Origin of the sequence: Salmonella sp. 2018103 (genome assembly GCF_026247685.1) — a bacterium.
In the GTDB taxonomy this organism is placed as follows: Bacteria; Pseudomonadota; Gammaproteobacteria; order Enterobacterales; family Enterobacteriaceae; genus Salmonella; species Salmonella enterica.
Genome location: NZ_CP111029.1, coordinates 2,224,621 through 2,246,211 on the forward strand (window position 1 = coordinate 2,224,621; position 21,591 = coordinate 2,246,211).

At 48.6% G+C, this 21,591-nt stretch carries 21 protein-coding genes; 6 read left to right on the forward strand and 15 right to left on the reverse strand.

The genetic code is table 11. The features are described from left to right. Nucleotides 1-51 precede the first annotated feature (51 nt). From glsB to OLG56_RS10815, 3 genes are all read left to right on the forward strand, one after another. Nucleotides 52-978, forward strand: coding sequence for a glutaminase B (gene glsB, locus OLG56_RS10805; RefSeq protein WP_000090081.1), 927 nt, complete (start codon nucleotides 52-54; stop codon nucleotides 976-978). After that, the gene (locus OLG56_RS10810; protein WP_000992454.1) at nucleotides 978-1,337 is read left to right on the forward strand and encodes a DUF4186 domain-containing protein; all 360 of its coding nucleotides are present in this window, start codon (nucleotides 978-980) and stop codon (nucleotides 1,335-1,337) included. The genes glsB and OLG56_RS10810 overlap by 1 nt, the downstream gene beginning before the upstream one ends. Nucleotides 1,338-1,592: 255 nt before the next feature. After that, nucleotides 1,593-2,507, forward strand: coding sequence for a bestrophin family protein (locus OLG56_RS10815; protein ID WP_001748393.1), 915 nt, complete (start codon nucleotides 1,593-1,595; stop codon nucleotides 2,505-2,507). Nucleotides 2,508-2,562: 55 nt separating this feature from the next. Here the strand turns inward: OLG56_RS10815 and OLG56_RS10820 are convergent, their stop codons facing one another. Then, a complete protein-coding gene (locus OLG56_RS10820; RefSeq protein WP_023137025.1) occupies nucleotides 2,563-3,105 on the reverse strand; it encodes a YybH family protein in 543 nt (180 codons plus the stop codon). A 716-nt stretch (nucleotides 3,106-3,821) separates the two neighbouring features. On the opposite strand from OLG56_RS10820, the gene ompC reads away from it, so the two are divergent. Continuing rightward, nucleotides 3,822-4,940 carry a porin OmpC gene (gene ompC / locus OLG56_RS10825; RefSeq protein ID WP_000758339.1) on the forward strand — a complete coding sequence of 373 codons (1,119 nt, stop codon included), beginning with the start codon at nucleotides 3,822-3,824 and terminating at the stop codon, nucleotides 4,938-4,940. A 140-nt stretch (nucleotides 4,941-5,080) separates the two neighbouring features. On the opposite strand, the gene hypA is transcribed toward ompC, so the two are convergent. The 9 genes from hypA to OLG56_RS10870 are packed head-to-tail and all read right to left on the reverse strand — an operon-like array spanning nucleotide 5,081 to nucleotide 12,311. Continuing rightward, nucleotides 5,081-5,422 (reverse strand): hydrogenase maturation nickel metallochaperone HypA, encoded by a 342-nt coding sequence (gene hypA / locus OLG56_RS10830; RefSeq protein ID WP_000544772.1) that lies wholly within the window; start codon nucleotides 5,420-5,422, stop codon nucleotides 5,081-5,083. Between the two features lie 12 nt (nucleotides 5,423-5,434). Continuing rightward, nucleotides 5,435-6,322, reverse strand: a complete 888-nt coding sequence (locus tag OLG56_RS10835) for an ATP/GTP-binding protein (RefSeq protein ID WP_079915342.1) — start codon at nucleotides 6,320-6,322, stop codon at nucleotides 5,435-5,437. Then, a complete protein-coding gene (locus tag OLG56_RS10840) occupies nucleotides 6,310-7,371 on the reverse strand; it encodes a hydrogenase expression/formation C-terminal domain-containing protein (protein WP_079980945.1) in 1,062 nt (353 codons plus the stop codon). Before OLG56_RS10840 ends, OLG56_RS10835 begins: the two co-directional genes overlap by 13 nt. A gap of 17 nt (nucleotides 7,372-7,388) precedes the next feature. Next, nucleotides 7,389-7,799: a thioredoxin domain-containing protein gene (locus tag OLG56_RS10845; protein WP_000155988.1), complete on the reverse strand. Its 411-nt coding sequence runs from the start codon at nucleotides 7,797-7,799 to the stop codon at nucleotides 7,389-7,391. Next, the gene (gene hypC / locus OLG56_RS10850; RefSeq protein ID WP_000334912.1) at nucleotides 7,796-8,095 is read right to left on the reverse strand and encodes a HypC/HybG/HupF family hydrogenase formation chaperone; all 300 of its coding nucleotides are present in this window, start codon (nucleotides 8,093-8,095) and stop codon (nucleotides 7,796-7,798) included. The genes OLG56_RS10845 and hypC overlap by 4 nt, the downstream gene beginning before the upstream one ends. Further along, a complete protein-coding gene (gene hybD / locus OLG56_RS10855) occupies nucleotides 8,095-8,703 on the reverse strand; it encodes a HyaD/HybD family hydrogenase maturation endopeptidase (RefSeq protein ID WP_000852666.1) in 609 nt (202 codons plus the stop codon). Before hybD ends, hypC begins: the two co-directional genes overlap by 1 nt. A 5-nt stretch (nucleotides 8,704-8,708) precedes the next feature. Further along, complete coding sequence (cybH, locus tag OLG56_RS10860; protein WP_000924456.1) at nucleotides 8,709-9,452, reverse strand: Ni/Fe-hydrogenase, b-type cytochrome subunit; 744 nt, start codon at nucleotides 9,450-9,452, stop codon at nucleotides 8,709-8,711. Further along, entirely contained in the window at nucleotides 9,403-11,205 is a 1,803-nt protein-coding gene (locus tag OLG56_RS10865) for a nickel-dependent hydrogenase large subunit (protein WP_000331200.1), read from the reverse strand. The genes cybH and OLG56_RS10865 overlap by 50 nt, the downstream gene beginning before the upstream one ends. Before the next feature lie 2 nt (nucleotides 11,206-11,207). Next, nucleotides 11,208-12,311 (reverse strand): hydrogenase small subunit, encoded by a 1,104-nt coding sequence (locus OLG56_RS10870; protein WP_001194448.1) that lies wholly within the window; start codon nucleotides 12,309-12,311, stop codon nucleotides 11,208-11,210. A gap of 427 nt (nucleotides 12,312-12,738) precedes the next feature. Between OLG56_RS10870 and OLG56_RS10875 the strand changes: the two genes are divergently transcribed. Then, nucleotides 12,739-13,830 (forward strand): choloylglycine hydrolase family protein, encoded by a 1,092-nt coding sequence (locus tag OLG56_RS10875; RefSeq protein ID WP_061377326.1) that lies wholly within the window; start codon nucleotides 12,739-12,741, stop codon nucleotides 13,828-13,830. Between the two features lie 45 nt (nucleotides 13,831-13,875). Next, on the forward strand, nucleotides 13,876-14,667 hold the full coding sequence (locus tag OLG56_RS10880; protein WP_001518759.1) for a FadR/GntR family transcriptional regulator: 792 nt from the start codon (nucleotides 13,876-13,878) through the stop codon (nucleotides 14,665-14,667). A 58-nt stretch (nucleotides 14,668-14,725) separates the two neighbouring features. Here the strand turns inward: OLG56_RS10880 and OLG56_RS10885 are convergent, their stop codons facing one another. From OLG56_RS10885 to OLG56_RS10905, 5 genes are all read right to left on the reverse strand, one after another. Continuing rightward, the gene (locus OLG56_RS10885) at nucleotides 14,726-15,751 is read right to left on the reverse strand and encodes a zinc-binding alcohol dehydrogenase family protein (RefSeq protein WP_000864928.1); all 1,026 of its coding nucleotides are present in this window, start codon (nucleotides 15,749-15,751) and stop codon (nucleotides 14,726-14,728) included. Beyond that, a complete protein-coding gene (locus tag OLG56_RS10890; RefSeq protein ID WP_000824240.1) occupies nucleotides 15,726-17,012 on the reverse strand; it encodes an MFS transporter in 1,287 nt (428 codons plus the stop codon). The genes OLG56_RS10885 and OLG56_RS10890 overlap by 26 nt, the downstream gene beginning before the upstream one ends. A gap of 176 nt (nucleotides 17,013-17,188) precedes the next feature. Further along, nucleotides 17,189-18,745: a PhoPQ-activated pathogenicity-related family protein gene (locus OLG56_RS10895; protein ID WP_072274985.1), complete on the reverse strand. Its 1,557-nt coding sequence runs from the start codon at nucleotides 18,743-18,745 to the stop codon at nucleotides 17,189-17,191. Nucleotides 18,746-18,814: 69 nt separating this feature from the next. Continuing rightward, complete coding sequence (locus OLG56_RS10900) at nucleotides 18,815-20,056, reverse strand: MFS transporter (RefSeq protein ID WP_001095734.1); 1,242 nt, start codon at nucleotides 20,054-20,056, stop codon at nucleotides 18,815-18,817. Next, nucleotides 20,046-21,554, reverse strand: a complete 1,509-nt coding sequence (locus OLG56_RS10905; RefSeq protein ID WP_053258905.1) for an FAD-dependent oxidoreductase — start codon at nucleotides 21,552-21,554, stop codon at nucleotides 20,046-20,048. The genes OLG56_RS10900 and OLG56_RS10905 overlap by 11 nt, the downstream gene beginning before the upstream one ends. Nucleotides 21,555-21,591 lie beyond the last annotated feature (37 nt).

The following is a 21,591-nucleotide window of genomic DNA, read 5'->3' on the forward strand; positions in this document are numbered from 1 at the left end:
CCCTCTGCTATACTCGCAGGCCTTTTCAGACCTGCGAGCAAGGAGCATGTTGTGGCCAGGGCCATGGATAATGCAATTTTAGAGACGATTTTACAGCGCGTTCGCCCCCTCATTGGCCAGGGCAAAGTCGCTGACTATATTCCGGCATTAGCGTCCGTCGAGGGTTCAAAGCTGGGGATAGCGATTTGTACCGTGGACGGGCAGCATTATCAGGCGGGCGATGCGCACGAACGCTTCTCTATTCAGTCTATTTCGAAAGTGCTCAGTCTGGTGGTGGCGATGCGTCATTATCCGGAAGAGGAGATCTGGCAGCGCGTCGGAAAAGATCCTTCCGGCTCGCCGTTCAATTCGTTGGTTCAGTTAGAGATGGAACAAGGCATCCCGCGTAATCCATTTATTAATGCGGGCGCGCTGGTGGTATGCGACATGTTGCAAGGGCGGCTTAGCGCGCCGCGTCAGCGGATGCTGGAAGTTGTGCGCGCGCTTTGCGGCGTATCGGATATTACGTATGACGCTACGGTCGCGCGCTCTGAATTTGAGCATTCCGCCCGTAACGCCGCTATTGCCTGGCTGATGAAATCATTCGGTAATTTTCATCATGATGTGCCTACCGTGTTGCAAAATTACTTTCACTACTGTGCGTTGAAAATGAGCTGCATGGAACTGGCGAGGACGTTTGTCTTTCTGGCGAATCAGGGCGAGGCGTTTCATCTCGACGAGCCGGTAGTTACCCCCATGCAGGCCCGGCAGATTAATGCGCTAATGGCGACCAGCGGTATGTATCAGAATGCCGGAGAGTTTGCCTGGCGGGTGGGATTGCCCGCTAAATCCGGCGTGGGCGGCGGTATTGTCGCCATAGTGCCGCATGAAATGGCGATTGCCGTCTGGAGTCCGGAGCTGGATCCTGCGGGAAACTCTCTGGCAGGTATCGCCGCGCTTGAGCAATTAACACAAACGTTAGGACGTTCGGTATATTGATGAATGCGCTTGAACCGCTCTTTGCCCGCCTGGCGCGATCGACATTTCGTTCGCGTTTTCGTCTCGGGATAAAAGAAAGACAATATTGCTGGGATAAAGGCGCGGAGGTGATTGATAAACACGCCGCCGATTTTATCGCCCAGCGACTGGCGCCAGTTCACCCGGCGAATGATGGTAAGCAAACGCCGATGCGGGGCCATCCGGTATTTATCGCGCAACATGCGACGGCAACCTGCTGCCGCGGGTGCCTGGCGAAATGGCACCAGATTCCTCAGGGAGAACCGCTGAGCGAAGCGCAGCAACAGTATATTGTCAGCGTTATCCATTACTGGCTGGTCATACAAATGAATCAGCGGTAGAGCAGCGCGTCGTTGCTGACGCTTTCCCTGATAAATCACCCTATACCACTGATAGCAGCCGTTGACCGTCATATATCTCATGTGCTGAAGTGTCTTTTTAGTTACAACATACATATAGTTGTTTTTTTTCAACGCCTGTCAGCACTGTGCAAAAAAATGTTCTACAGGGCAGGGGAGCCGTGTATCACCAGAAGCTTGCAACCTTGATCTGGATCACGTTTAATGACAGTGCTTTTTTACCTGCTGAAGATAATCATGATCGTTAGACCACAACAGCACTGGATTCGCCTGATATTTGTCTGGCATGGTTCCGTGTTATCTAAAATCTTTTCACGACTGCTCCTTAACTTTCTTCTTTCTATCGCCGTTATTATCATGCTGCCCTGGTACACAATGCTGGGTATTAAGTTTACCCTTGCGCCGTTTAGCATACTGGGCGTCGCTATCGCCATTTTTCTGGGGTTTCGCAATAATGCCTGTTATGCGCGTTACGTCGAAGCCCGACATTTGTGGGGGCAGTTGATGATCGCTTCACGCTCAATACTGCGAGAGGTGAAAACAACCTTGCCTGATGAACGCGGTATCGAGGATTTTGTTCGGTTACAAATCGCTTTTGCCCACTGTTTGCGTATGACATTGCGTCGACAGCTTCAAACGCAAGTTCTGGGAAACTATCTTGACCAGGAGGCGTTACAGAAAGTTGTCGCTTCCCATTCGCCCGCTAATCGTATCTTATTGCTGATGGGAGAGTGGCTGGCGATTCGCCGCCGCAGCGGAAAGCTTTCCGATATTTTATTTCATAGCCTCAACAACCGTTTAAATGATATGTCGTCAGTGTTGGCCGGCTGTGAACGCATCGCCAACACGCCGGTGCCTTTTGCCTATACGTTAATTTTGCATCGTACGGTTTATCTTTTCTGCATTATGTTGCCATTTGCACTGGTGGTTGATCTGCACTATATGACACCGTTTATTTCGGTGCTTATTTCTTATACGTTTATCGCGCTGGATGCGTTGGCGGAAGAGTTGGAAGATCCGTTCGGTACTGAAAATAATGATTTACCGCTGGATGCGATATGCAATGCGATAGAAATCGATTTACTGCAAATGAATGATGAAAGGGATATTCCGGCAAAACGGATACCGGATAAGCGCTATCAACTGACCTGAGATCGTCTTAACTGGCGCAGAATGTTCATCTGCGCCATAACCTGAAGAGCAAAGCTTAATAGCCTTCTCCAACGCCGGTTTTGGCTGGACCGGAGTAGTGGACATGAACGATTCGCCATCCTGTGTTTGGTATCTTCGCCCACACCTGGCTTTCGCGGCCTGTCGTGTGTTGAGTCTGCCCATTATCACGGCGTACCGCGGTAAAATGCCAGTCGAACTCTGCAACGGCGGCATTGCCATACACATGAATAGCCGGGGGAGCGTCCAGTTTTAATGTGCGTTTGCTGAAGGTTTTACCCATAGTGGTGCCATAAAAATTTTCAGCGATCTGCGACCATCCGCGTTCGTGACCGCGTGGATGAATAAAACTGGTTTCTGGTGAAACATAAAAGAGCTGCTTGCCTAACGTTGGGTCTGCCTTATCTATTGAATAAAGGTAACGGTTAATGCCTTCTGTAATTTCTTGTTTAACGGTCGACGTAGCTTCATTTTCTGCGGCGGTTGGCGTTGCCGCTGATGCCGATGACGCCATCAGAGTTAACGTTATCGCGGCGGCCGAAAACAATAGTGACGTTTTTTGCATAATAGTTATACCCATATGGTCTGTTTTTGAGACGCTTTATCTTTCCTGTTACGTTCACCTTTATACTAAAGGAGCATGGCTCACGAACAATAAAAAACATCCTTCTATAAAATTATCCCGAAAAGGGAGTAGTGCAATTAAGAATATCGTATTTGTTTGTAACGGCATGACTCAAAATATCAACATTTAGAGTTTCAGTATTGTTGTTGTCCCTTGACTTACTTTTATGTTTATTACCACTGGTAAATAGTTAACCTTATGAATAGTGATACACAAATGACCGTTTGCGCTATGTGATAATTAACCATAGTAAAAATACACGAAGCGAAGAAGTGCTATTTCAGTAGTACTGATATTTTCATAACGCTAATTTAAAAATAAATGTAAACGTAACAAATTATACACAAAAATAAGAAGCACTGTGGCCTCAACTGACTTGATTATGATTCCGTCTTACCGAATGTCAGCCGAGTGTTCAGTGCCATTCTCGCCCTGGCATCCCCGACCGTAAGCCTGTTCTCTACTGGTAACCCCCTTGTTATTACAGCAGAAAACAGGGCATATCATTGATGTAGTCATGCTTAACTTGCATTTTAACATCACTAATACATAGCAAGCTAATATTACACTTTGAAACTTAACGCACGGTAATTGTTAGTGATATTGTCCTGGACAGTTCCGCGAGCAGGTTTTGCGGAAAGTCCAAAAATAAGACAAATAAGGCATATAAAATGAAAAAAGTAGTGGTGTTATCTGCGGTAGCCGCAGCCGTAATGATGGCTGGAGCCGCCAACGCAGCAGAAATCTATAACAAGGATGGCAATAAACTGGATTTGTATGGCAAGGTCGACGGCCTGCATTATTTTTCCAGTAATCATAGTACGGATGGCGATCAATCTTATATCCGTATGGGTATTAAAGGCGAAACTCAAATTACCGATCAACTAACCGGTTTTGGACAGTGGGAGTATCAGGTCAACGCCAATCGTCCGGAAGATGGTGACTCCAGCGGTTCCCCGCAAAGCTGGACGCGTCTCGGTTTTGCTGGTTTAGCATTTGCCGATATGGGGTCTGTTGATTATGGTCGTAACTATGGCGTGTTATACGACATTGGTTCATGGACTGACGTACTGCCTGAATTTGGTAATGATTCGTATGAAGCTTCCGATAATTTTATGACCGGACGCGCGAATGGCGTTCTGACTTATCGCAATAATGATTTCTTTGGTCTGGTTGATGGTCTGAATATTGCGTTGCAGTATCAGGGTAAAAATGACGGCCTGTCGAAAGAAGGTGATCCTTTAAGTAATAATGCCAGAAAAAGTATCGCGTACCAGAATGGCGATGGTTTCGGGGCATCAGCGACATATGATTTGGGCATGGGGGTGAGCCTGGGGGCAGCCTATACCAGTTCCAAACGCACGCTTGATCAGATGACGCAAGATAAATACGACAATGGTAACCGCGCTGAAGCCTGGACTGGCGGCGTGAAGTATGATGCCAATAATATTTACCTGGCGGCAAACTATACCCGTACTTATGATATGACCTATATGGGCGATACATTGGGCGGCTTTGCACATAAAACCGATAACTGGGAAATGGTAGGGCAATATCAATTTGATAATGGCTTACGCCCGTCACTGGCGTTCCTGCAATCCAGAGCCAATGATGTTGATGGACTGGGTTCGTTCGACCTTGTGAAATATATTGATGTGGGTTCCTATTACTACTTCAATAAAAATATGTCCGCGTATGTTGACTACAAAATCAATCTGCTAAAAGATGGCAACCCATCGAATCCTAATACAGACAACACCGTGGCGCTCGGCTTAGTCTACGAGTTTTGATAAAACTTGCTGATTAAGACAGTTTAGGGATACCCTCCTTTTCCCAAAACTGTGTCACTGCTTAACCTTTATTATTGTTAATTTATTCTTTTATTATTTCAGGACGCTTCTGGCGTCCTTTTTTATTGACTATTCGTTGACTATTCGACTTCGATCTCGCGAATGCGCATTCTGCTACTGTCATCTATCTGCACTTTGCCTGAATGACAAAAGGGGCAACAGAGTGTGGATGTTTGAGAGGTGAAGGGTTGATTACAGGACAGACACCAACCTTGCGCCGGTGCGATAGTAATATGGAAACGCGCATTGTCAGCAAGGGTATGACGAGCGGCGACGTCCAGGCCAAAATGCAGCGCCGGCACCTCAACACAGGCCATAACGCCAATCTCCAGCCAGACTTGCTTTACCTTGCTGAACTGGTGATTTACTGCCTGTTCCTCCAGCAATTCGATAATATTTTGCGCCAGGGCTAATTCATGCATGGGCCAGCTCCTTCATTCAACAATATTTACGGCGACACAAGGATCAATTACCTGTAACTGTTGCGACCACAATGAGAGTGGGATAGTGGCCAGTTCGCGAGCAATGACGCCGTCAGATTGGGCGTGACGTGTGGTAGGCGAGATAATACGGTAATCAAGAATATTGCCTGACGTCGTCAGTCTGGCCTGATGAACTAACCATCCTCGCGCGGTTTCCACTACCGCTATTTTCCATTCGCCATCATCAAAACGATTCCAGCGCAGGGTAGGAAGGGCGCTCAAACTTCGGGCGAGCGTAATGCAGCGGGCCAGCAGACGTAGCGCAGTCGTTTTTCCGCTAAGACAACAGGCTGACAGTAGCGGATATTCGATAGCCAGAGGCGAGACATCCAGGGGACCAGGGGTTATTAACGTATGGTCCGGGGATGACGCCATCGGTAGTGTAGGTGTAATGATATTCTGTAATGTCGCCAGCCAGCGGGCGGTTTCAGAACGTTCTTGCAAAAACCAGGCTTCCCAGCCCTTTACGCCAGCGGCAAGCCAGGTCTGAGGATCATCGTCAAAAAAGATTGTGCTTGCCAGCGGGGATAACTCTCCGCGACGTAACAACGCCCATTCTTCAGCGGTTGCCTGTCGGTGGCTAAACAGGGGGAGCCAGTCGGTCAACGCGCGACGGAGCGTTTCTCGCGCCAGCTCTTGTTGTGCGGCCTGCATATCTGGCTTCTCTTCAGGAAACAACAGTAAAGCCGCCGCTGCGCTGTGTGCCTGAGCGCACAACGTAAACAAACGTGAAATAAGCGTCTTCGCGTATACCGACGTTGCGCCCTGTAACAAACGACCGATCGGCGCCTCCTGCCAGATAATCCGTAGCGGGTGAGAATAGACGGTCAATCTTTGCACGAATTATTACCTTCATCGATCACCATAAACCCGGACTTACTGGTTTCGCAAACCGGACAGCACCAGTAATCAGGTAACTGGTTGAAGGGCACGCCGGGTGGAATTTGCCATACATCATCGCCCAGCGCAGGGTCGTAAACCCACCAACATACTTTGCACTCCATGCGCACCACTGGCTCATTTTCTGTGACCGGGTATTCTTTCAACCATTCCAACGTATTTTTTAGCCCCGCGTAGGCATCTTCGATATCGTCGATGCCTGCAACGGCGATATCAGGAATGTCCGCTATCTCAATCATATCTTGCAGTAATGTGTTCATATCATTGAAATAGTTGACCCGCCATACGCCGGGAAAATGCGTGCTTACAATCCGGCATTTACCATATCCGCGTGAAAAAATAGCGCTACAGCCTTCGCCTAAAAAATGCTCCAGATACTCGCGATCGGCATCGTTTACTGGCAACAGCGTTAAGTTAATGATATGCGGCTCTTTTACCGGCTGTTTTACGCGCTCGGCTATTTCATGCGCGATAAAGGCGCCATTCATCAATCCCGCCGGTTGTGGCGGCAATTCTGGCGTAATCGGCGGCTGCGGATGCGTCTGCCAGATGCTCTCCGGGATCGGGCCAATGATAATTTCATCGGCAACCCGTTGCTGGTCAGCGTTATATTCACGTACACGCCAGACGCCCGTAAAAACCGTCTCCTGAATACGCTGTTCTTTTCCATCGGATAATAGTACCCGGGCGGAGATTTCACCTTCGCCGAGCAGTTGATCCAACAAACCGCTATTCTGTTGCTCAGTGGCATTCAGCTTATAGCTCAGGGGAAATGGGAGCGTTGCCACCGGGTTATCCATATCGCGAATAAGCGTAGTCAGGACGTGTCTGGCAACACGAAGCTCAGCGGGCAGCGCCTGTTCCGGTAAAACCGGCGTCAGTGGGAGATTAATGCCGGCGGGGATGGGAAGAAAGTTAAAGTCTTCCTCTTCTGGCTGCGAGCCTGGTCCGGCAATATTAACGACTGGAATAGTTCTGGAATGATTCACGTGTGTTACCTTTCATTCTATTGCGTGATAACGGGAATATCCTGACGATAGCCCGGTGTGGTCAGCAATGCGACCACCCGCTGAGAGTATTCTTGCCAGCTATATAATCCCGCCAGACTGCCGACAAAACGGTGCTGGCGAAAGAAAAGCAGCGCCGGATATTTCAGAATGCGATACTCCCGGGCGATCAGTTCACTCTGTTCGCTATCCGCAAATGCCGCGGTATAAGACGTCGCCGGAAATTGCTTGAGGATCTCCGGGATAATGACCCAACTGTCGGCGACTTCCGGATGTTTGTTGGGGTCGCTTTGCAGCAAAACCAGCAGAGTCGGATGCGTATTAATCAACGACGGGAGCGTTTGCGCATCGGTAACCAGAAAGCCTTTATCCGCCAGTGGACAAACAGGATTTTGGGGTGAGATAGTCATTTTTTTAAATGCTCCGGTAATTCAGGCGTGCGAGACAATAAATCGGCAAAACCGGTCAGCGGATCGCTTTGCGTGAGCATGGCCTGTTCCAGTGAGTCCAGCGCCGCCAGTACCTCAGCGGCTTCCGCTTCGTCCATTTCTCGTCGTGCTGCGCCGCCAAATGTCAGCAGCCATGCGCCTGCTAAGGGGGGAGTCACAAGCCGAATATCAACGTCGATAAGCTCGCCGTGTCGGTCGCGGCATTTGGCGAACCACTGACCGGGTGAAATAACCTGCACAGGAACGCCGATACACATTATGATTTCTCTCTCTGTAGCACCCGAATATCGCCGACCCGGCAAGCGCTTTGCGCATCTGGCCGTTCATCTTCGTAGCGTTCCATACACAGGCTGTAATGATTGAGTCTCTCAGTGGGCAAGTCCGTTGAAGAGGCGGTGATACCCCATTGCGCCAGCACTTCCTGCGCGAGATAGACCGCAGGCATCAGTTGCGCCTTTACCTGCGGCGTAAGACTTCCACCATAGTCATCCAGACATTCCGGCTGCACGCCAATCAGCACAATCTCCGATAACTGGCCGCCGGTTAATTGCAGCAATGCCAGCACTTCAGAAAAACTGGTCTGATGTAAACTGAGTTTTTTCGCCGTCAGATAGGCGGGAACCTGTTCATCACGAAACATCGCCAGCGAACCTGGCGCCATACCAAAATCGATAGCATCCATGATTAACAGTTTTTCGGTCTGTTGCAGCCAGGGCAGCAGCGCCAGCCCCTGCGTACCGCCATCAACAACGTCAACTTTCTCGTTATCGGCATACTGTTCAAACAGCTTTTCCGCCGCTCTGACGCCGAACCCTTCATCTGCCCAAAGCAGGTTGCCAAGCCCTAAGATTGTTACTTCTGCCATTGTTATCACCTGAACCAGCGCCAGCCGCTTATCATGACGGAAATCACGCTTTGTCGGCTCATAATGTCTTCGCGGATAGCGGTATAAACATGCGCAATGACGAAGGCGATAATGAACCACATGCCCAGCCGGTGCCAGAAATGTAGCGCGAGGCTATCGTTGCCAGTCAGGCGAATCATCCAGCCAAACCATTGATACGCCCAACTGTCTGTTCCAAGTCCTTCGCCATAGAGCGCAAAGCCGCTACACACCATCAGTACGGACATCCAGAAATAGAACATTACCGCCAGTCCTGCTACCGGATTATGTCCATAGTAACGATGGGCCTCTTTTTCGAGGAAAAAATACCAGCGGATTTCGCTGATAACGCCTTTGCGCCAGGCGCGGCGCCAGAACGGAACCAGAAACATCTCCCTGGCGTACTCATTGCCGACACATGCCCAGTAAATACGAAACAGCAGCGCGACAGTAAAAATATACGCCGTGGTAAAATGGATCAGTCGTATCCAGCCCATCCAAAACATAAAGGTCGCTTCACCTTGAATCGATGGCAGGGGGCGGCCAATGAAATATCCTGTAACAGCCAGGACGACAATGGATAACGCCGTGATCCAGTGCCATAAACGGACCGGCGCTTCATAGATATAGTACCCCTGGCTGGTTATTTCTTTGAGATGCATTGAGACCTCCGAATCGTCGTCATCGTACCTGAACCCTGACCAGCTCCCCTCCATGATTATCAATAACATGGGTGGAGCAGGCCAGGCAGGGATCGAAGCTGTGCAGAGTACGTAAAATCTCCAATGGTTGATCGGGAACGGCGAGTTTAGTCCCCATTAACGCCGCTTCGTACGCGCCAATTTGACCTTTATCGTCACGTGGCCCGGCATTCCAGGTTGTCGGTACCACACACTGATAGCTGTCGATTTTCTGATTTTCAATTTTTATCCAGTGCCCCAGCGCGCCGCGCGGCGCCTCGCTGAAACCAACGCCTTTTGCCGATGTAGGCCAGGTATCGGGTTCCCAGAGCGTGACGTTTGCCGTCGCCGTATCGCCGGACTTGAGGTTACGCATCAGACGATCGAAGAAATACTGCAGCGTATTGCCTGCCCATACGGATTCCAGCGCACGCGCGGCAGTACGTCCTAATGTAGAAAAGAGCGCTTCTTTAGGCAGCTTTAATACACTAAGCAGTTGATCCACGGGTTCTTTAAATTCCGGTTTATTTTGATGATATCCAATCAGATAACGCGCCAGCGGACCTACCTCCATCGCATGTCCCTTCCAGCGCGGCGATTTAATCCATGAATATTTAGCGGACTCATCCACCTGTTCGATAAAGGTTTTTGTGCCTTTATAGTGTTCGCCCATGACCAGTTGCGGTTCGGTCAGACCATCCCACGGATGCAGGCCCTTATCGTTATTGCCGTTACCATAGGTATACCAGGAGTGAGTGACAAACTCCTGAATCTCATCGGGGGCGGTTAAATCGACAGGATGAATTTCGTCGAAACGACCGTTAATGATAGCCCCACGCGGAAGCAGAAGATTACTGGCGGAATAATCGTTAGGGTTATCCGGAAACTCGCCATAAGCCAGCAGGTTCATGCTCGATAACCCGCCGCCGATTTTTGCCCAGTCTTTGTAATAACTGGCAATCAGCAAGACGTCCGGAAGATAAACCTGTTCGCAGAACTGGCGAGCTTTTTGGATGATGGAACTGACAAGGTTCAGGCGTTCCATATTCACTGCGCCGACCGCGCCCGTTTCGTCAAGGTTGATGGCGCAAGGAACGCCGCCCACCAGCCAGTTAGGATGCGGGTTTTTACCACCGAAAACGGTGTGAATTTTTACGATCTCTTTTTGAAAATCGAGTGCTTCAAGATAGTGGGCGACCGCCAGCAAATTGGCTTCCGGCGGAAGTTTCATCGCCGGGTGTCCCCAGTAGCCATTACGGAAAGGGCCAAGTTGACCGGACTCGATAAACCGCTTCAGTCGATTTTGCAAATCGCGGAAATATCCCGGCGAGGATAGCGGCCATGCGGAAAGGCTTTGCGCGATGGCGGAGGTCTGATGCGGGTCGGCTTTCAGGGCGGCAACCACATCAACCCAGTCCAGCGCGTGCAGATGATAAAAATGCACCAGGTGATCGTGAACGTGTAGCGTAGCCTGCATCATATTACGGATACAGTTTGCGTTGTCCGGAATCGCGATTCCCAGCGCATTTTCTACGGCACGGATTGAGGTCAGAGCGTGTGTACCGGTGCAGACGCCGCAAATGCGTTCAACGAATGCCCAGGCGTCTCGCGGATCGCGACCTTTCAGGATAACCTCAAGGCCGCGCCACATGGTGCCGGTCGACACGGCGTTAGTAATGACATTATTACTGTCGATATTCACTTCGCAGCGCATATGCCCTTCGATGCGAGTAACCGGATCGACCACAATTCGCCGTCCGCTATTGTCCAGCGTAAAACCCTGAGTCTGATAAGGATATGCCATAATTATTTTTTCTCTTCCGGAGCGTTTTCTGATGACGTGTTGTTTTTATTACGGGCATGTTTTATGGCGCTCACCGTGGCGTGAGCGATGGCGGCAGCGCCCGCGACGCCAGCAACGCCCAGTCCGATTTTATCGGCGGTAGCCTCAATGCCGGTTTGCGGAATGCCCGTTGCCCGGCTGTAAAAAGAACCGTAATCCCAGAATCCATCTTCCGAACATCCGAGGCATCCATGACCCGACTGGATAGGAAAAGACACGCCATCATTCCAGCGAACGGTTGAACAGGCGTTATAGGTGGTCGGGCCTTTACAGCCCATCTTGTACAGGCAATACCCTTTTCTGGCGCCTTCGTCATCCCACGCTTCCACAAACTGACCGGCATCGAAATGCGCGCGTCGGTAACATTTGTCATGAATTCGCTGGCCATAAAACATTTTTGGTCGTCCAAGACGATCAAGGGGAGGGATGCGATCAAATGCCAGCATATAGGTGATAACGGCGGACATCACTTCAGGTATAGGCGGGCAGCCTGGCACTTTAATAATGGGTTTATCGGTAATTAATTTGTGAACCGGCGTGGCTTTAGTTGGGTTGGGACGGGCTGCCTGCACGCAGCCCCATGATGCGCAGGACCCCCAGGCGATAATCGCTTTAGCATCCGCGCTGACGCGTTTTAACTTCTCCAGGAACGGCTCGCCAGCCAGTATGCAAAACATCCCATCTTCATTCAGCGGCGCGTTACCTTCCACGGCAACGATATAATTTCCTTTGTACTCGCGCATCACATCCGCCAACGCCTGCTCGGCTTGTTGCCCTGCGGCGGCCATAATGGTGTCGTCATAATCCAGGGAAATGAGCGACAAAATGGCATCTTTTGCCAACGGGTGCGCAGAGCGAATGAAAGATTCGGTACAGCAGGTACATTCAAGACCATGCAGCCATATCACTGGCGTACGCGGTTTATTCTCCAGGGCATAAGCTATCTGAGGAATCATCGAACTGCTCAGGCCTAAAGACGTTGCGGTAAGGCTGCAAAACTTGAGGAAGCTACGCCTTGTCACGCCGTGTCTACGCATAACTTGATAAAATGTATCTTGTGTTTGCATAACGTTTATCCCAAACCACTATAGTTAGTGTGGGCATCATATGTTGCATTTCTTGTCTTTCTCAACGTGTTTTAGTAGCAATTATGTTTCTAATTCGTAACAACCGATTACATGTGTGCTACTCACATTACTCAAAAACATAAATTAATTTAATGTTATTGGTGATGTGGAGTAAATATAGCGTTGTGATGGTATCTCTTAATGTTGATAAGAAACCGTGTTTTTTATTTATAACATGATGGGATTTTTTAAAATGGTCACACGGATAACGCGTTTCATGCTAGTTCGCTGTGTTTAACTCTCCTTTAAACCCGTCAGTTAAATTTATTAGCTTGTAAAATAAGATCACAATTAATTACGTGCTGCATAACCATTGATAGGTTTAATTTAATATATTCATCCAATCCATTTTACAAACAAGGAGAGCATGATGAAAAAAAGTAAAGCAATGTTATTTATCGCTCCGGCGCTGTTTTCATACGCCCTGGCTGCACAGGCCTGCACAACCCTTGCTATTCAGGATAAACAAGGCGATATTTTTCATGGACGTACGCTGGAATATATGCAGGATTTACCCTCGTGGTTAACGTATTATCCGGCGGGAACGCAGTTTGATAAAAAAACGCCGGATGGCAGTCAGGGAGTGAGCTATCAGGCGAAATATCCGATACTGGCCATTACTTCCACCATTACTGATGGCGATAGCAGAGACATACTTGAAGGCATGAATAGCGCGGGATTGTCATTTAGTGAAAACATGATCATGAATGCGCAGTTGCCGCCATTGCCCGCGAATGAATATAAACAGGCAATTCCTGTCACCTCGTTGGGAGAATGGGCGCTGGCCCGTTTTGCTACTGTCGGCGAGGTAAAACAGGCAATAAAAGAGGGCAAATTCTGGTCACCGGAACTGCATCGGTTTGGCGATCTGAAATCGCCATTTCATTATGCGTTTTACGACAAGAAAGGAGGAAGCATTGTCGTTGAAGTGGAAAATGGCAAATTCCATGTCTATGACAATCCCACTCGCGTGATGACAAATGGTCCCGCATTCCCCTGGCATCTGACAAATCTGAATAACTATACGCAATTAACCAATGTGGACCGCTCTTCAGGCACACTGGGCGGGATAAAAGTGATGCAGCCTGATAGCGGGATTGCTATTGCAGACTTGCCATCGTCCGATACGTCGGTTTCCCGTTTTATACGCGGCGTTTATTACACCACATATGCGCCGCAAGCGACATCCGCCCACGATGCAATGAATACGCTTGCGCATATTATGAGCCGTTTCGATCGTCCGAAAAATATTACAGTTGATTATATGGGGAGTGAAGGGGAAGGCAACGCCACCCGCAAACCGGTCTCAGAATATACGGTCTGGACAACGCTGTCTGACTTAACGCACGGTGAGATGATGGTGCGCGGCTACAATGATATCAACTATAAAACCTGGTCTCTTTCTCAGTTTAAGAACGCGACTGCGCCCGTGTTCGAGAAAATCCACGTTAAAGGATAAATCGCTCGTCTCGGTTTAGGTTCCCCGGTAGTCTCAGCGAAGGTAATGGAGACTACCGGCGGTTGCTTCTCTTTATCATGCACGGTAATTAATTATCACGATCACCAGCGCCAGGATGGTATGCTAAATCCATTCAAAATCCCCTGGATATGGATTGGAGGGCGCATGGTTATACCTGAGGTCAGGCAGGAGAGGCTCTATCAGAAGATAGCCAACCTCATCATTAAGCTGATCAATGATAATATTTTTCCACCGGGAACTTTTTTACCGCCAGAACGCGAACTGGCAAAACAGCTTGGCGTGAGCCGCGCCTCCTTGCGAGAAGCCCTTATTGTACTGGAGATCTCCGGATGGATCGTGATTCAGTCCGGTAATGGGGTTATCGTTTCAGATAAAAAACACCTTGCCAGCGACTATACCATCGAAGAAATTCTCTCTACTCGCGAGCTGGTTGATAGCCATTGCGCGCGCTTAGCCGCACAAAACGATAACGTTGACGTCATCAACCAAATTGAGGCGATTTATCATCGTATGGATCAAGCCATTAACGATAATAACGTCCACGGTTTTTACTCGCTGGATAAAGAGTTTCACCTTGCGATCTCTGAGGCCAGCCGTAATCGGGTGTTGTTCGATATGTCCCGTATGTTATGGGAACAACGGATTAATATCCCTTATGCCGGGCTTGATGAGCAGTCTGGAGACAGAAATGTTTTACTTAATCTCAACAAACAACATAAAGCGATAGTGGATGCGATGCGCCAGTCTGATGCTGACAGCGCCTATGAGGGATCTCTGGAACATTTACGCTATGTGAGAAAGATTGTCGGCGGCTAAGTTTGTCGGTAAATAACACCGCATGGCGGTCATGCCATGCGGTAGAACTTGCCGTAAATCAATGGAAAACAGCATTAATCTTTAAGTAGCGCTCCGGATAGCGATCAAGTTCTTTAACTGCATCAGGGATCTCATCAAGATTGACGACCTTACTGACAACATCTTGCGGATTAATCTCCAGCGTAGACAGCATACGTAATGCCTCATCAAATTCACCGGCACTGGTGCGGGAGCCGCGTAAATCCAGTTCTTTATAGGTGATCAGGTTCGTCGGCAGCGACGTTTCCTGTTTTGGCCATCCGGTAAACGAAATACGACCAGCAAACGATGCTAAATCAAGCGTATTTCGAATAGCGCTATTTGCGCCGGAAGCTTCTATCACGACCTGCGCCATGGTGCCGTGGGTGATATTTTTAATAGCGTCGATAACCTGATCGTCAGCGGCGTTCAGCACATAAGGAACGCCAAGCTTTTGCGCATAGCGTAGCCTTTCTTCCACAATATCGATCAGAATAGGCGTTGCCTTGTAATGTCGCGCGCTTAATGCCGCCATAAGACCAATGGCCCCCGCGCCGATGATGGCAACATATTCCCCGGCCTTAACGTTTGCCCGGTGCAGCGCGTGCAGAGCGATGGTCAGCGGTTCTGCCAGCGGCGCCATTTCAGAAGGCACGTTATCTGGTATTTTATGAATTAAATGTGCGGGATGAGTCACCACCTCCTGCATTGCGCCATCGACATGCACGCCAATGACGTTTAAATTTTCACAACAGTTAGTTCTGCCGACAGAGCAAGGGTAGCAGTGACCACAATAAATATAGGGGTCAACAATCACGCGGTCGCCTTTTTTAATATTGTCCGGCATTCCGGCGCCTTCCTGAAGAACAATTCCGGTCACTTCATGCCCAATAATTCTTGGGTAAGTAACCAGTGGGTTCGTTCCACGAAAAGCCCCGATATCCGATCCGCAAATGCCTGCAGCATCAACCTTAATTAATACTTCATTTTCTTTCTTATGGGGATAATCCACCCAGCGGGTTTCAACTTCACCAGGCTTATTAATGAACACAGCTTTGACTTTCATTGGCTTTGAATCCTTTACTTTTTACAAACACGAAGACCAACAGGCTTGAAACGATAGCGATAGCACCAGCCAGATAGAACGCATAGTCATATTTACCACTAAATTGAACGATAAAACCGGTGACAAGCGGACCGATAATGCCAGATATATTAGCCAGGCCATGCATAGCTCCGCCGACGCTCCCTACCTTATCTTTATGAACAACATCCTGAATAACCGCCCAATAAATTGGGCCCGTTAAATAGAGCAGGAAGAGTGAAACTGACATGAGCGTAATTGCGCTACCGATAGTGCTAACAGTACCAGAAACGGCAACACATACCGCCGCGCCTGCCAGGCATACGCCCAGAATAAGTCGACGTGAGAGCAGAGCATTACCGGTAATCCGATAAATTACATCAGAACAGACGCCGCCGAGCACCATACCAATGGCGCCGATGACCCAGGGAATTACCGTGGCGATACTAATTTCTTTAATATCGAGATGTAACGAATGGTTCAGGTAACTTGGGAACCAGGTCAGGAAGAAAAAAAGAATATAGTTGTAGCTGAAAAAAGCCAGAGTTGTCGCCCACACCATTGGTTGTTTCATGTAATAGCCGAGTGAAGGTGTAGCCCGGCCATCATCAGATAAAATAACATCCTCATGATTTTCAAAATCAATGCGTTCTTCCGGCGCCAGGCGTTTACTCATTGTTGGCTTATCGCTAACGATAAAGTACCACAGTAGTACCCAGACCAGGCCAAATAAGAAAATAATGCCAAATGCGGGGCGCCAGCCTAAGGATAACGCCAACAGGCCCACTATCGGCCCGGACACCGCGCCGCCGAGCGGGGAACCGGCGCTAAAAATTCCGATCGCCGTGGCAGACTCCTTTCGGGAAATCCAGTTATTGATGATTTTATTTCCGGCAGCGCTGACCGGTCCTTCAGCCATACCGAAAAGAACGCGCACGATAAGCATTGTCCACAATCCGGTGACTAAACCAGTTAAGCCACAAAATACAGACCATAGTAACGCTGCGATGAGAAAAACCGTTTTTGGCCCAACTTTATCGCTGGCCCAGCCACCAATAAAATTAAACAGGGCGTATCCGATAAAAAATGCGCTGAAGATCATTCCCATCTCCGCGGCGTTAAATCCTAACTCCTTTTCGATCAAGGGGGCAGTTATCGACAATGCTGAACGATCCATATAGTTGAGCATGTAAACTATAAATAGAAGAAAAACGATAAGCCATCCCATTGTTTTTCTTTTCATGATTAATCCTCTTATTGTGGTCTAGCGGCCTGACCACAATATTTTAAGGTTATTTTCAAATCACCTCTCTTGTGGTTAGAACGTGATCAATATAACAAAAATTTATCGCAGAGGATTTTTATCCATCGCAAGCGTGATGGATAAAATTATTTAAAATCAGACAATTACTTGAAAATTCAATCGGGGGTATCGTTTTCCCCTAATCCACGCCCCGGTAACGTTTGACATGCGGCGTTAACGGAAGGTGGTGCTGTCTGGGGGTATTTTTCATCGGGCGTAATATAAACCTGACTCGTGGCGACATAGCCATCATTAAAAGTGGCTTCGATATAGGTAGCTTCCCAACCTGTCTTCGGTTCATTTAACGTAATACTGATCTTATTGTTGGCGGGAATATCTATTGTAAGTGGCTGATAGCGGATGCCACAGGCATAACGAAAATCACGCGCATTTGGATTGTTGGCTGTCCAGCGAACGACTTTTACCGGCGCTTCTGAGAAATAGACCGTAAGAAGATGGTGGTGAATAAGGCCGATCAACTGTGGTAATGTTTTTTTACTTTGAAACCTATTAATAAATGGAACGAGGCTTTCTTCAGCGAACTGGTTAATTGAGTAGTGGTTCATATTAGGCACTATACGTAATGATTTTACGCCAGGAAGTTTGCTATAATAAAAGCGAGTATTGTCTGGTACGAAAAAATCATCGCCACTTGCATTAATAATATATTTCGGTATTGCAAGGCGGGGTTGATAAATAGTGTTGAGATATCTTAACGGATCTATTATTTGCCTTAGCTGGGTAAATGTGGGGGATTTTATTTTCTCATCTATGCCTTGCTGGTAGTAGGGGTAGAATGTAATGGGCCAATTTCCACCGTATGATTGATAAATATGCTCAAGTGAAGCATCAATATCAAGTAGATCAATGGCGAAGGGAACAATTGCTTCAACATCAGGATCGGCAATAGCTGACAACCAGGTAGTCCACCCACGCTTTGAAATACCTGTAATGATAAAGGAATTTATATTCCATTGCGTTAACTCCTTTTTTGCTAATCTCATCGCTTGCGATAGGGCAGTGACCATAGGAATATTTAAGGGCATTAACTCACGTTGCTCCGGCGCTTCCATAAATAATGCCCAGCTTCGGGAAACGCTCTCGTCCTCTTTCAGTGGTTTTTTATCATCCTGAAAGGTTAAATATTGGTTAGGTATATCACTCACTGATATTACGATGGTATTCGTATCACGGGCGATGCTTGCCAGTGTTTCCTGGGGGAAATCACCGGGTTTACCAGTGATTTGTACGCCTTTATCATAATTAATTCCGTTGTTTACAACCACCAAAGCATGGTGCTCTTTTGCCGTTTCAGGGATATAAATATCAACGTTATGTCGCCATTGCGCAGGGGTTACCATGTCATCTGGCGACCAGTGTTGCGATAATAATTCATAGTGTCTGACTACAACCTGTGCTAATGGAGCTGTACTAATCAAGGTATATTTTAGCGGTGTGCCTGAAATCTTCTCCCGGTAGTCGGGGAGAACATGAGACAAATCACACTCCGGGCTGTTTCGACAAAAGAAGATGTTGTTATGAAGTAGTGTATAAACTTTTGTAGAAATAAAAAACAGTACGATAACAACGAGATATATTTTTTTCATGCTTTCCCCGCGCTTTACAAGGGCAAATGCCAACCAGCATAATTTCCATAAATACCTCTTAAACATTCAATATAAGTACAATACTTTTGATAAATAAGGGAAGAAGGGAGTAATAATGCTTGTGACGTTGTCACATTATTCTGTTTCTGGTTTCGCTATTAGCACTGAACTTTTTGAAAGGTAAATCATTGCCGTCACCAGACCAATAATGGCGACAGAGATAGCTATACCGATCCAGACACCATACAGGGCATAACCCAGGACAAATCCGCCCAATACGGGGGATATAAAATCAGCGATTGCGATTAATGCCTGCGCCGTTCCGATGACGATACCTTGTCGGGCAGGCGATACATGGACGGACAAGGCGGCAAGATAAGTGGGTTTGGCTAGCGCATCAGCGATACTAATACAAACGATAGCAAAAATAAGTACTGGTATGGTCGTGGCGATACCCGCAGTGAGAAATCCAGTACAAAGAAGGGCGAAGATTAGAATAATTAGCTTTCGCTCCGAAAAATATTGGCTCACCCAACCTAACAGAAATAGCTGAACGAAAATATTAATAACCCCGTCCGCCATTAACAGGTAGCTTAACGCTTTTGGCCCAAAGGGAAGCCCATTCCAGATGAAGGTGTCAGAAAGAAAAACAGGTAATTGTGAAGAGTACATGCCATAGGCGAAGAAATGACAAAGCATTACGATGATTAAGACGCGAAGGACTGGCATCTTTAAAATAGCGCGGGCAGAGAACGCCGCTATTTTATCTGCGGTACGTGATGTTGTGGACGGGTCTTTTAACCCCCAAATCGCGACCAGGGCAGACCCAAGGACAAGTATAAAGGCGGCGTAGATCGGCGCGCTCAGACTGATACGCGATAGCCACCCTGAAACGCCTGCCCCGACAATACCGCCTAAACCAATGCAGCCTGTGAGGATACCGATTGCCTGGCGCCGATTTCTGACGTGCGTACAATCGGCAATATAAGCTGCGGCGGCTGACAAATTCCCGGCGCTAATGCCAAAAAGCGTGCGGGCGAGCAGGATAAACAGGATACATTGCGCGTTGGCGAGTAATAGTAAACTTATCGCCGCAATAGCCAGCGTGACAATCAGTATTCGCTTGCGGCCAACGCGATCGGAAAGGTGGCCAATCAGGGGCGCTGCACAAAATTGGCTAAAAGCCTCAGTGGCGATGATGATTCCAATGATAAGCGGCGAACCGCCCATCTCGCGGATATAAAAAGGCAGTACCGACATCACTGCCGCTGTACTGGCGGCGTAAAGGCCGACAAGCAGGAAAACAGGCAAAATACGCCGCTTGTTGAGCGGGGTGATAGTTTCGCTGTCGGTGTTCTCATAGACATTAGTATTCATCTTTAATCCCTATGGCAAAACGAGAGAGATAATTTTCAATATCGTTGCACTGTTTGCTGTGAAAGAACGCGCCGACATAGCCATCGGGTCGGATCAGCACGCATTGACCCGGCGCCAGTTGATAGGACTCCCGGAAGTGCCCCAGGGTATCGATGAGCTCGTCCTGCTCGCCAATGTGATGAATACGCAGACCTCGCCGCGCATCGATGACCTTACCGTGGGTTTCGTAGGCCAACAGATTCCAGTCCGGACCTTGTAGTAACTGAAATAATCGTAATGATTGGCCGCCGGCGCCCAAAAGAGGAGCATCCGGCGCTCTTTCTCCCGCTTGTAACCCATGCTGACGTTCGGGCAACGTGTGGGCTAAGGGGGAGTTGGTATACTGGATGTCAAGTTGTTGAACGTCGCGTTCTCGTTTGATGCCGCCCTGTTTTTGAGAGTCAAGTAATCGGGTAGAAAGGTGGAGCAGTGATTCGGCTACCGGGCGGCGTTCCTGTTCATAGCTATCGAGAAGCTCTTCTCCTGCGCCCCGCAGCGAGGCTGCCATTTTCCATCCCAGGTTATAGGCATCCTGGATGCTGGTATTTAACCCTTGCCCACCCGTCGGCGGATGCACATGAGCGGCATCACCGGCTAAAAATACCTTACCCACACGGTAATGTTCCGCTATGCGCGCATTCATCTGGTACTTCGATACCCAGGGAATCGAATGGATGCGAACATCCGTCCGCCCGATTCGCTCAGTAAGAAAAGCCGTGAGCGTGTCGGCTGAGAAATTCTGCGAGTCGTCCGGGGCCAACAACGCCTGGATTTGAAAGAGCTGCGTGCCGGCGAGAGGGCAAATCATTATCATCCGCGCCATATCGCCACCGTTAAAATGGTGCCATACATCCCGGTTCAGACCGGAAAGTGAAGCGTCAGCCACAAGCGCATGGATTCCCAACGTATGGCCGGGGAAGCTGACGCCTAATTTCTTTCTGACAAAGCTTCCGCCGCCATCCGCGCCTATCAAATAATGAGCGATGATGACCTCTTCTCCAGCCGGCCCGGCAACATACGCGGTGACCGTGCGTGGGGTTTGCGCAAAATGTCGTAACTCGCAGCCGAACTCCACCCGATGTCCCCACGCTTTTAATTGCTCTCGCATAATCGTTTCTGTCACGTTCTGTGGAACCATCAATGGCAGATGGTAGGGTTCGGCGTGGGTCGGTTTTGTATGATGCGCAATATCTGAATCTACATAGCTTCCGTCGTGACGGTAGGTTCGTAATCGGGGATAGAGCCCGCCGGCGGCGACCACTTTATTGAGTATTCCAAGATCCTCGAAGATTTCTTGCGTTCGCGGCTGAATACCTTTACCGCGGGAGCCGATAAAAGGCGTCGTTCTTTTCTCAATCAGGCGAAATGAGACCCCGTGACGCGCCAGTTCGATGGCTAAAGTAAGCCCGGTAACGCCAGCGCCGCAGATCAGTACATCTGTAGTGGTGTATCTTGTCATCGTCTCTCCGATATGTGTATTATGCACATAAGAGGAG

Excerpts from the sequence above, each read along its gene's own strand:
- OLG56_RS10820 (WP_023137025.1), bottom strand. The coding sequence starts at position 3,105 with ATGGGTATAACTATTATGCAAAAAACGTCACTATTGTTTTCGGCCGCC.
- OLG56_RS10890 (WP_000824240.1), bottom strand. The coding sequence starts at position 17,012 with ATGAAAAGAAAAACAATGGGATGGCTTATCGTTTTTCTTCTATTTATA.
- hypC (WP_000334912.1), bottom strand. The coding sequence starts at position 8,095 with ATGTGTATCGGCGTTCCTGTGCAGGTTATTTCACCCGGTCAGTGGTTC.
- OLG56_RS10905 (WP_053258905.1), bottom strand. The coding sequence starts at position 21,554 with ATGACAAGATACACCACTACAGATGTACTGATCTGCGGCGCTGGCGTT.
- hybD (WP_000852666.1), bottom strand. The coding sequence starts at position 8,703 with ATGGCAGAAGTAACAATCTTAGGGCTTGGCAACCTGCTTTGGGCAGAT.
- OLG56_RS10870 (WP_001194448.1), bottom strand. The coding sequence starts at position 12,311 with ATGCAAACACAAGATACATTTTATCAAGTTATGCGTAGACACGGCGTG.
- OLG56_RS10810 (WP_000992454.1), top strand. The coding sequence starts at position 978 with ATGAATGCGCTTGAACCGCTCTTTGCCCGCCTGGCGCGATCGACATTT.
- OLG56_RS10875 (WP_061377326.1), top strand. The coding sequence starts at position 12,739 with ATGATGAAAAAAAGTAAAGCAATGTTATTTATCGCTCCGGCGCTGTTT.
- hypA (WP_000544772.1), bottom strand. The coding sequence starts at position 5,422 with ATGCATGAATTAGCCCTGGCGCAAAATATTATCGAATTGCTGGAGGAA.
- OLG56_RS10815 (WP_001748393.1), top strand. The coding sequence starts at position 1,593 with ATGATCGTTAGACCACAACAGCACTGGATTCGCCTGATATTTGTCTGG.
- OLG56_RS10865 (WP_000331200.1), bottom strand. The coding sequence starts at position 11,205 with ATGGCATATCCTTATCAGACTCAGGGTTTTACGCTGGACAATAGCGGA.
- OLG56_RS10885 (WP_000864928.1), bottom strand. The coding sequence starts at position 15,751 with ATGAAAGTCAAAGCTGTGTTCATTAATAAGCCTGGTGAAGTTGAAACC.
- ompC (WP_000758339.1), top strand. The coding sequence starts at position 3,822 with ATGAAAAAAGTAGTGGTGTTATCTGCGGTAGCCGCAGCCGTAATGATG.
- cybH (WP_000924456.1), bottom strand. The coding sequence starts at position 9,452 with ATGTTATTGATAATCATGGAGGGGAGCTGGTCAGGGTTCAGGTACGAT.
- OLG56_RS10900 (WP_001095734.1), bottom strand. The coding sequence starts at position 20,056 with ATGAATACTAATGTCTATGAGAACACCGACAGCGAAACTATCACCCCG.
- OLG56_RS10895 (WP_072274985.1), bottom strand. The coding sequence starts at position 18,745 with ATGTTTAAGAGGTATTTATGGAAATTATGCTGGTTGGCATTTGCCCTT.
- OLG56_RS10845 (WP_000155988.1), bottom strand. The coding sequence starts at position 7,799 with ATGACTATCTCACCCCAAAATCCTGTTTGTCCACTGGCGGATAAAGGC.
- OLG56_RS10880 (WP_001518759.1), top strand. The coding sequence starts at position 13,876 with ATGGAGACTACCGGCGGTTGCTTCTCTTTATCATGCACGGTAATTAAT.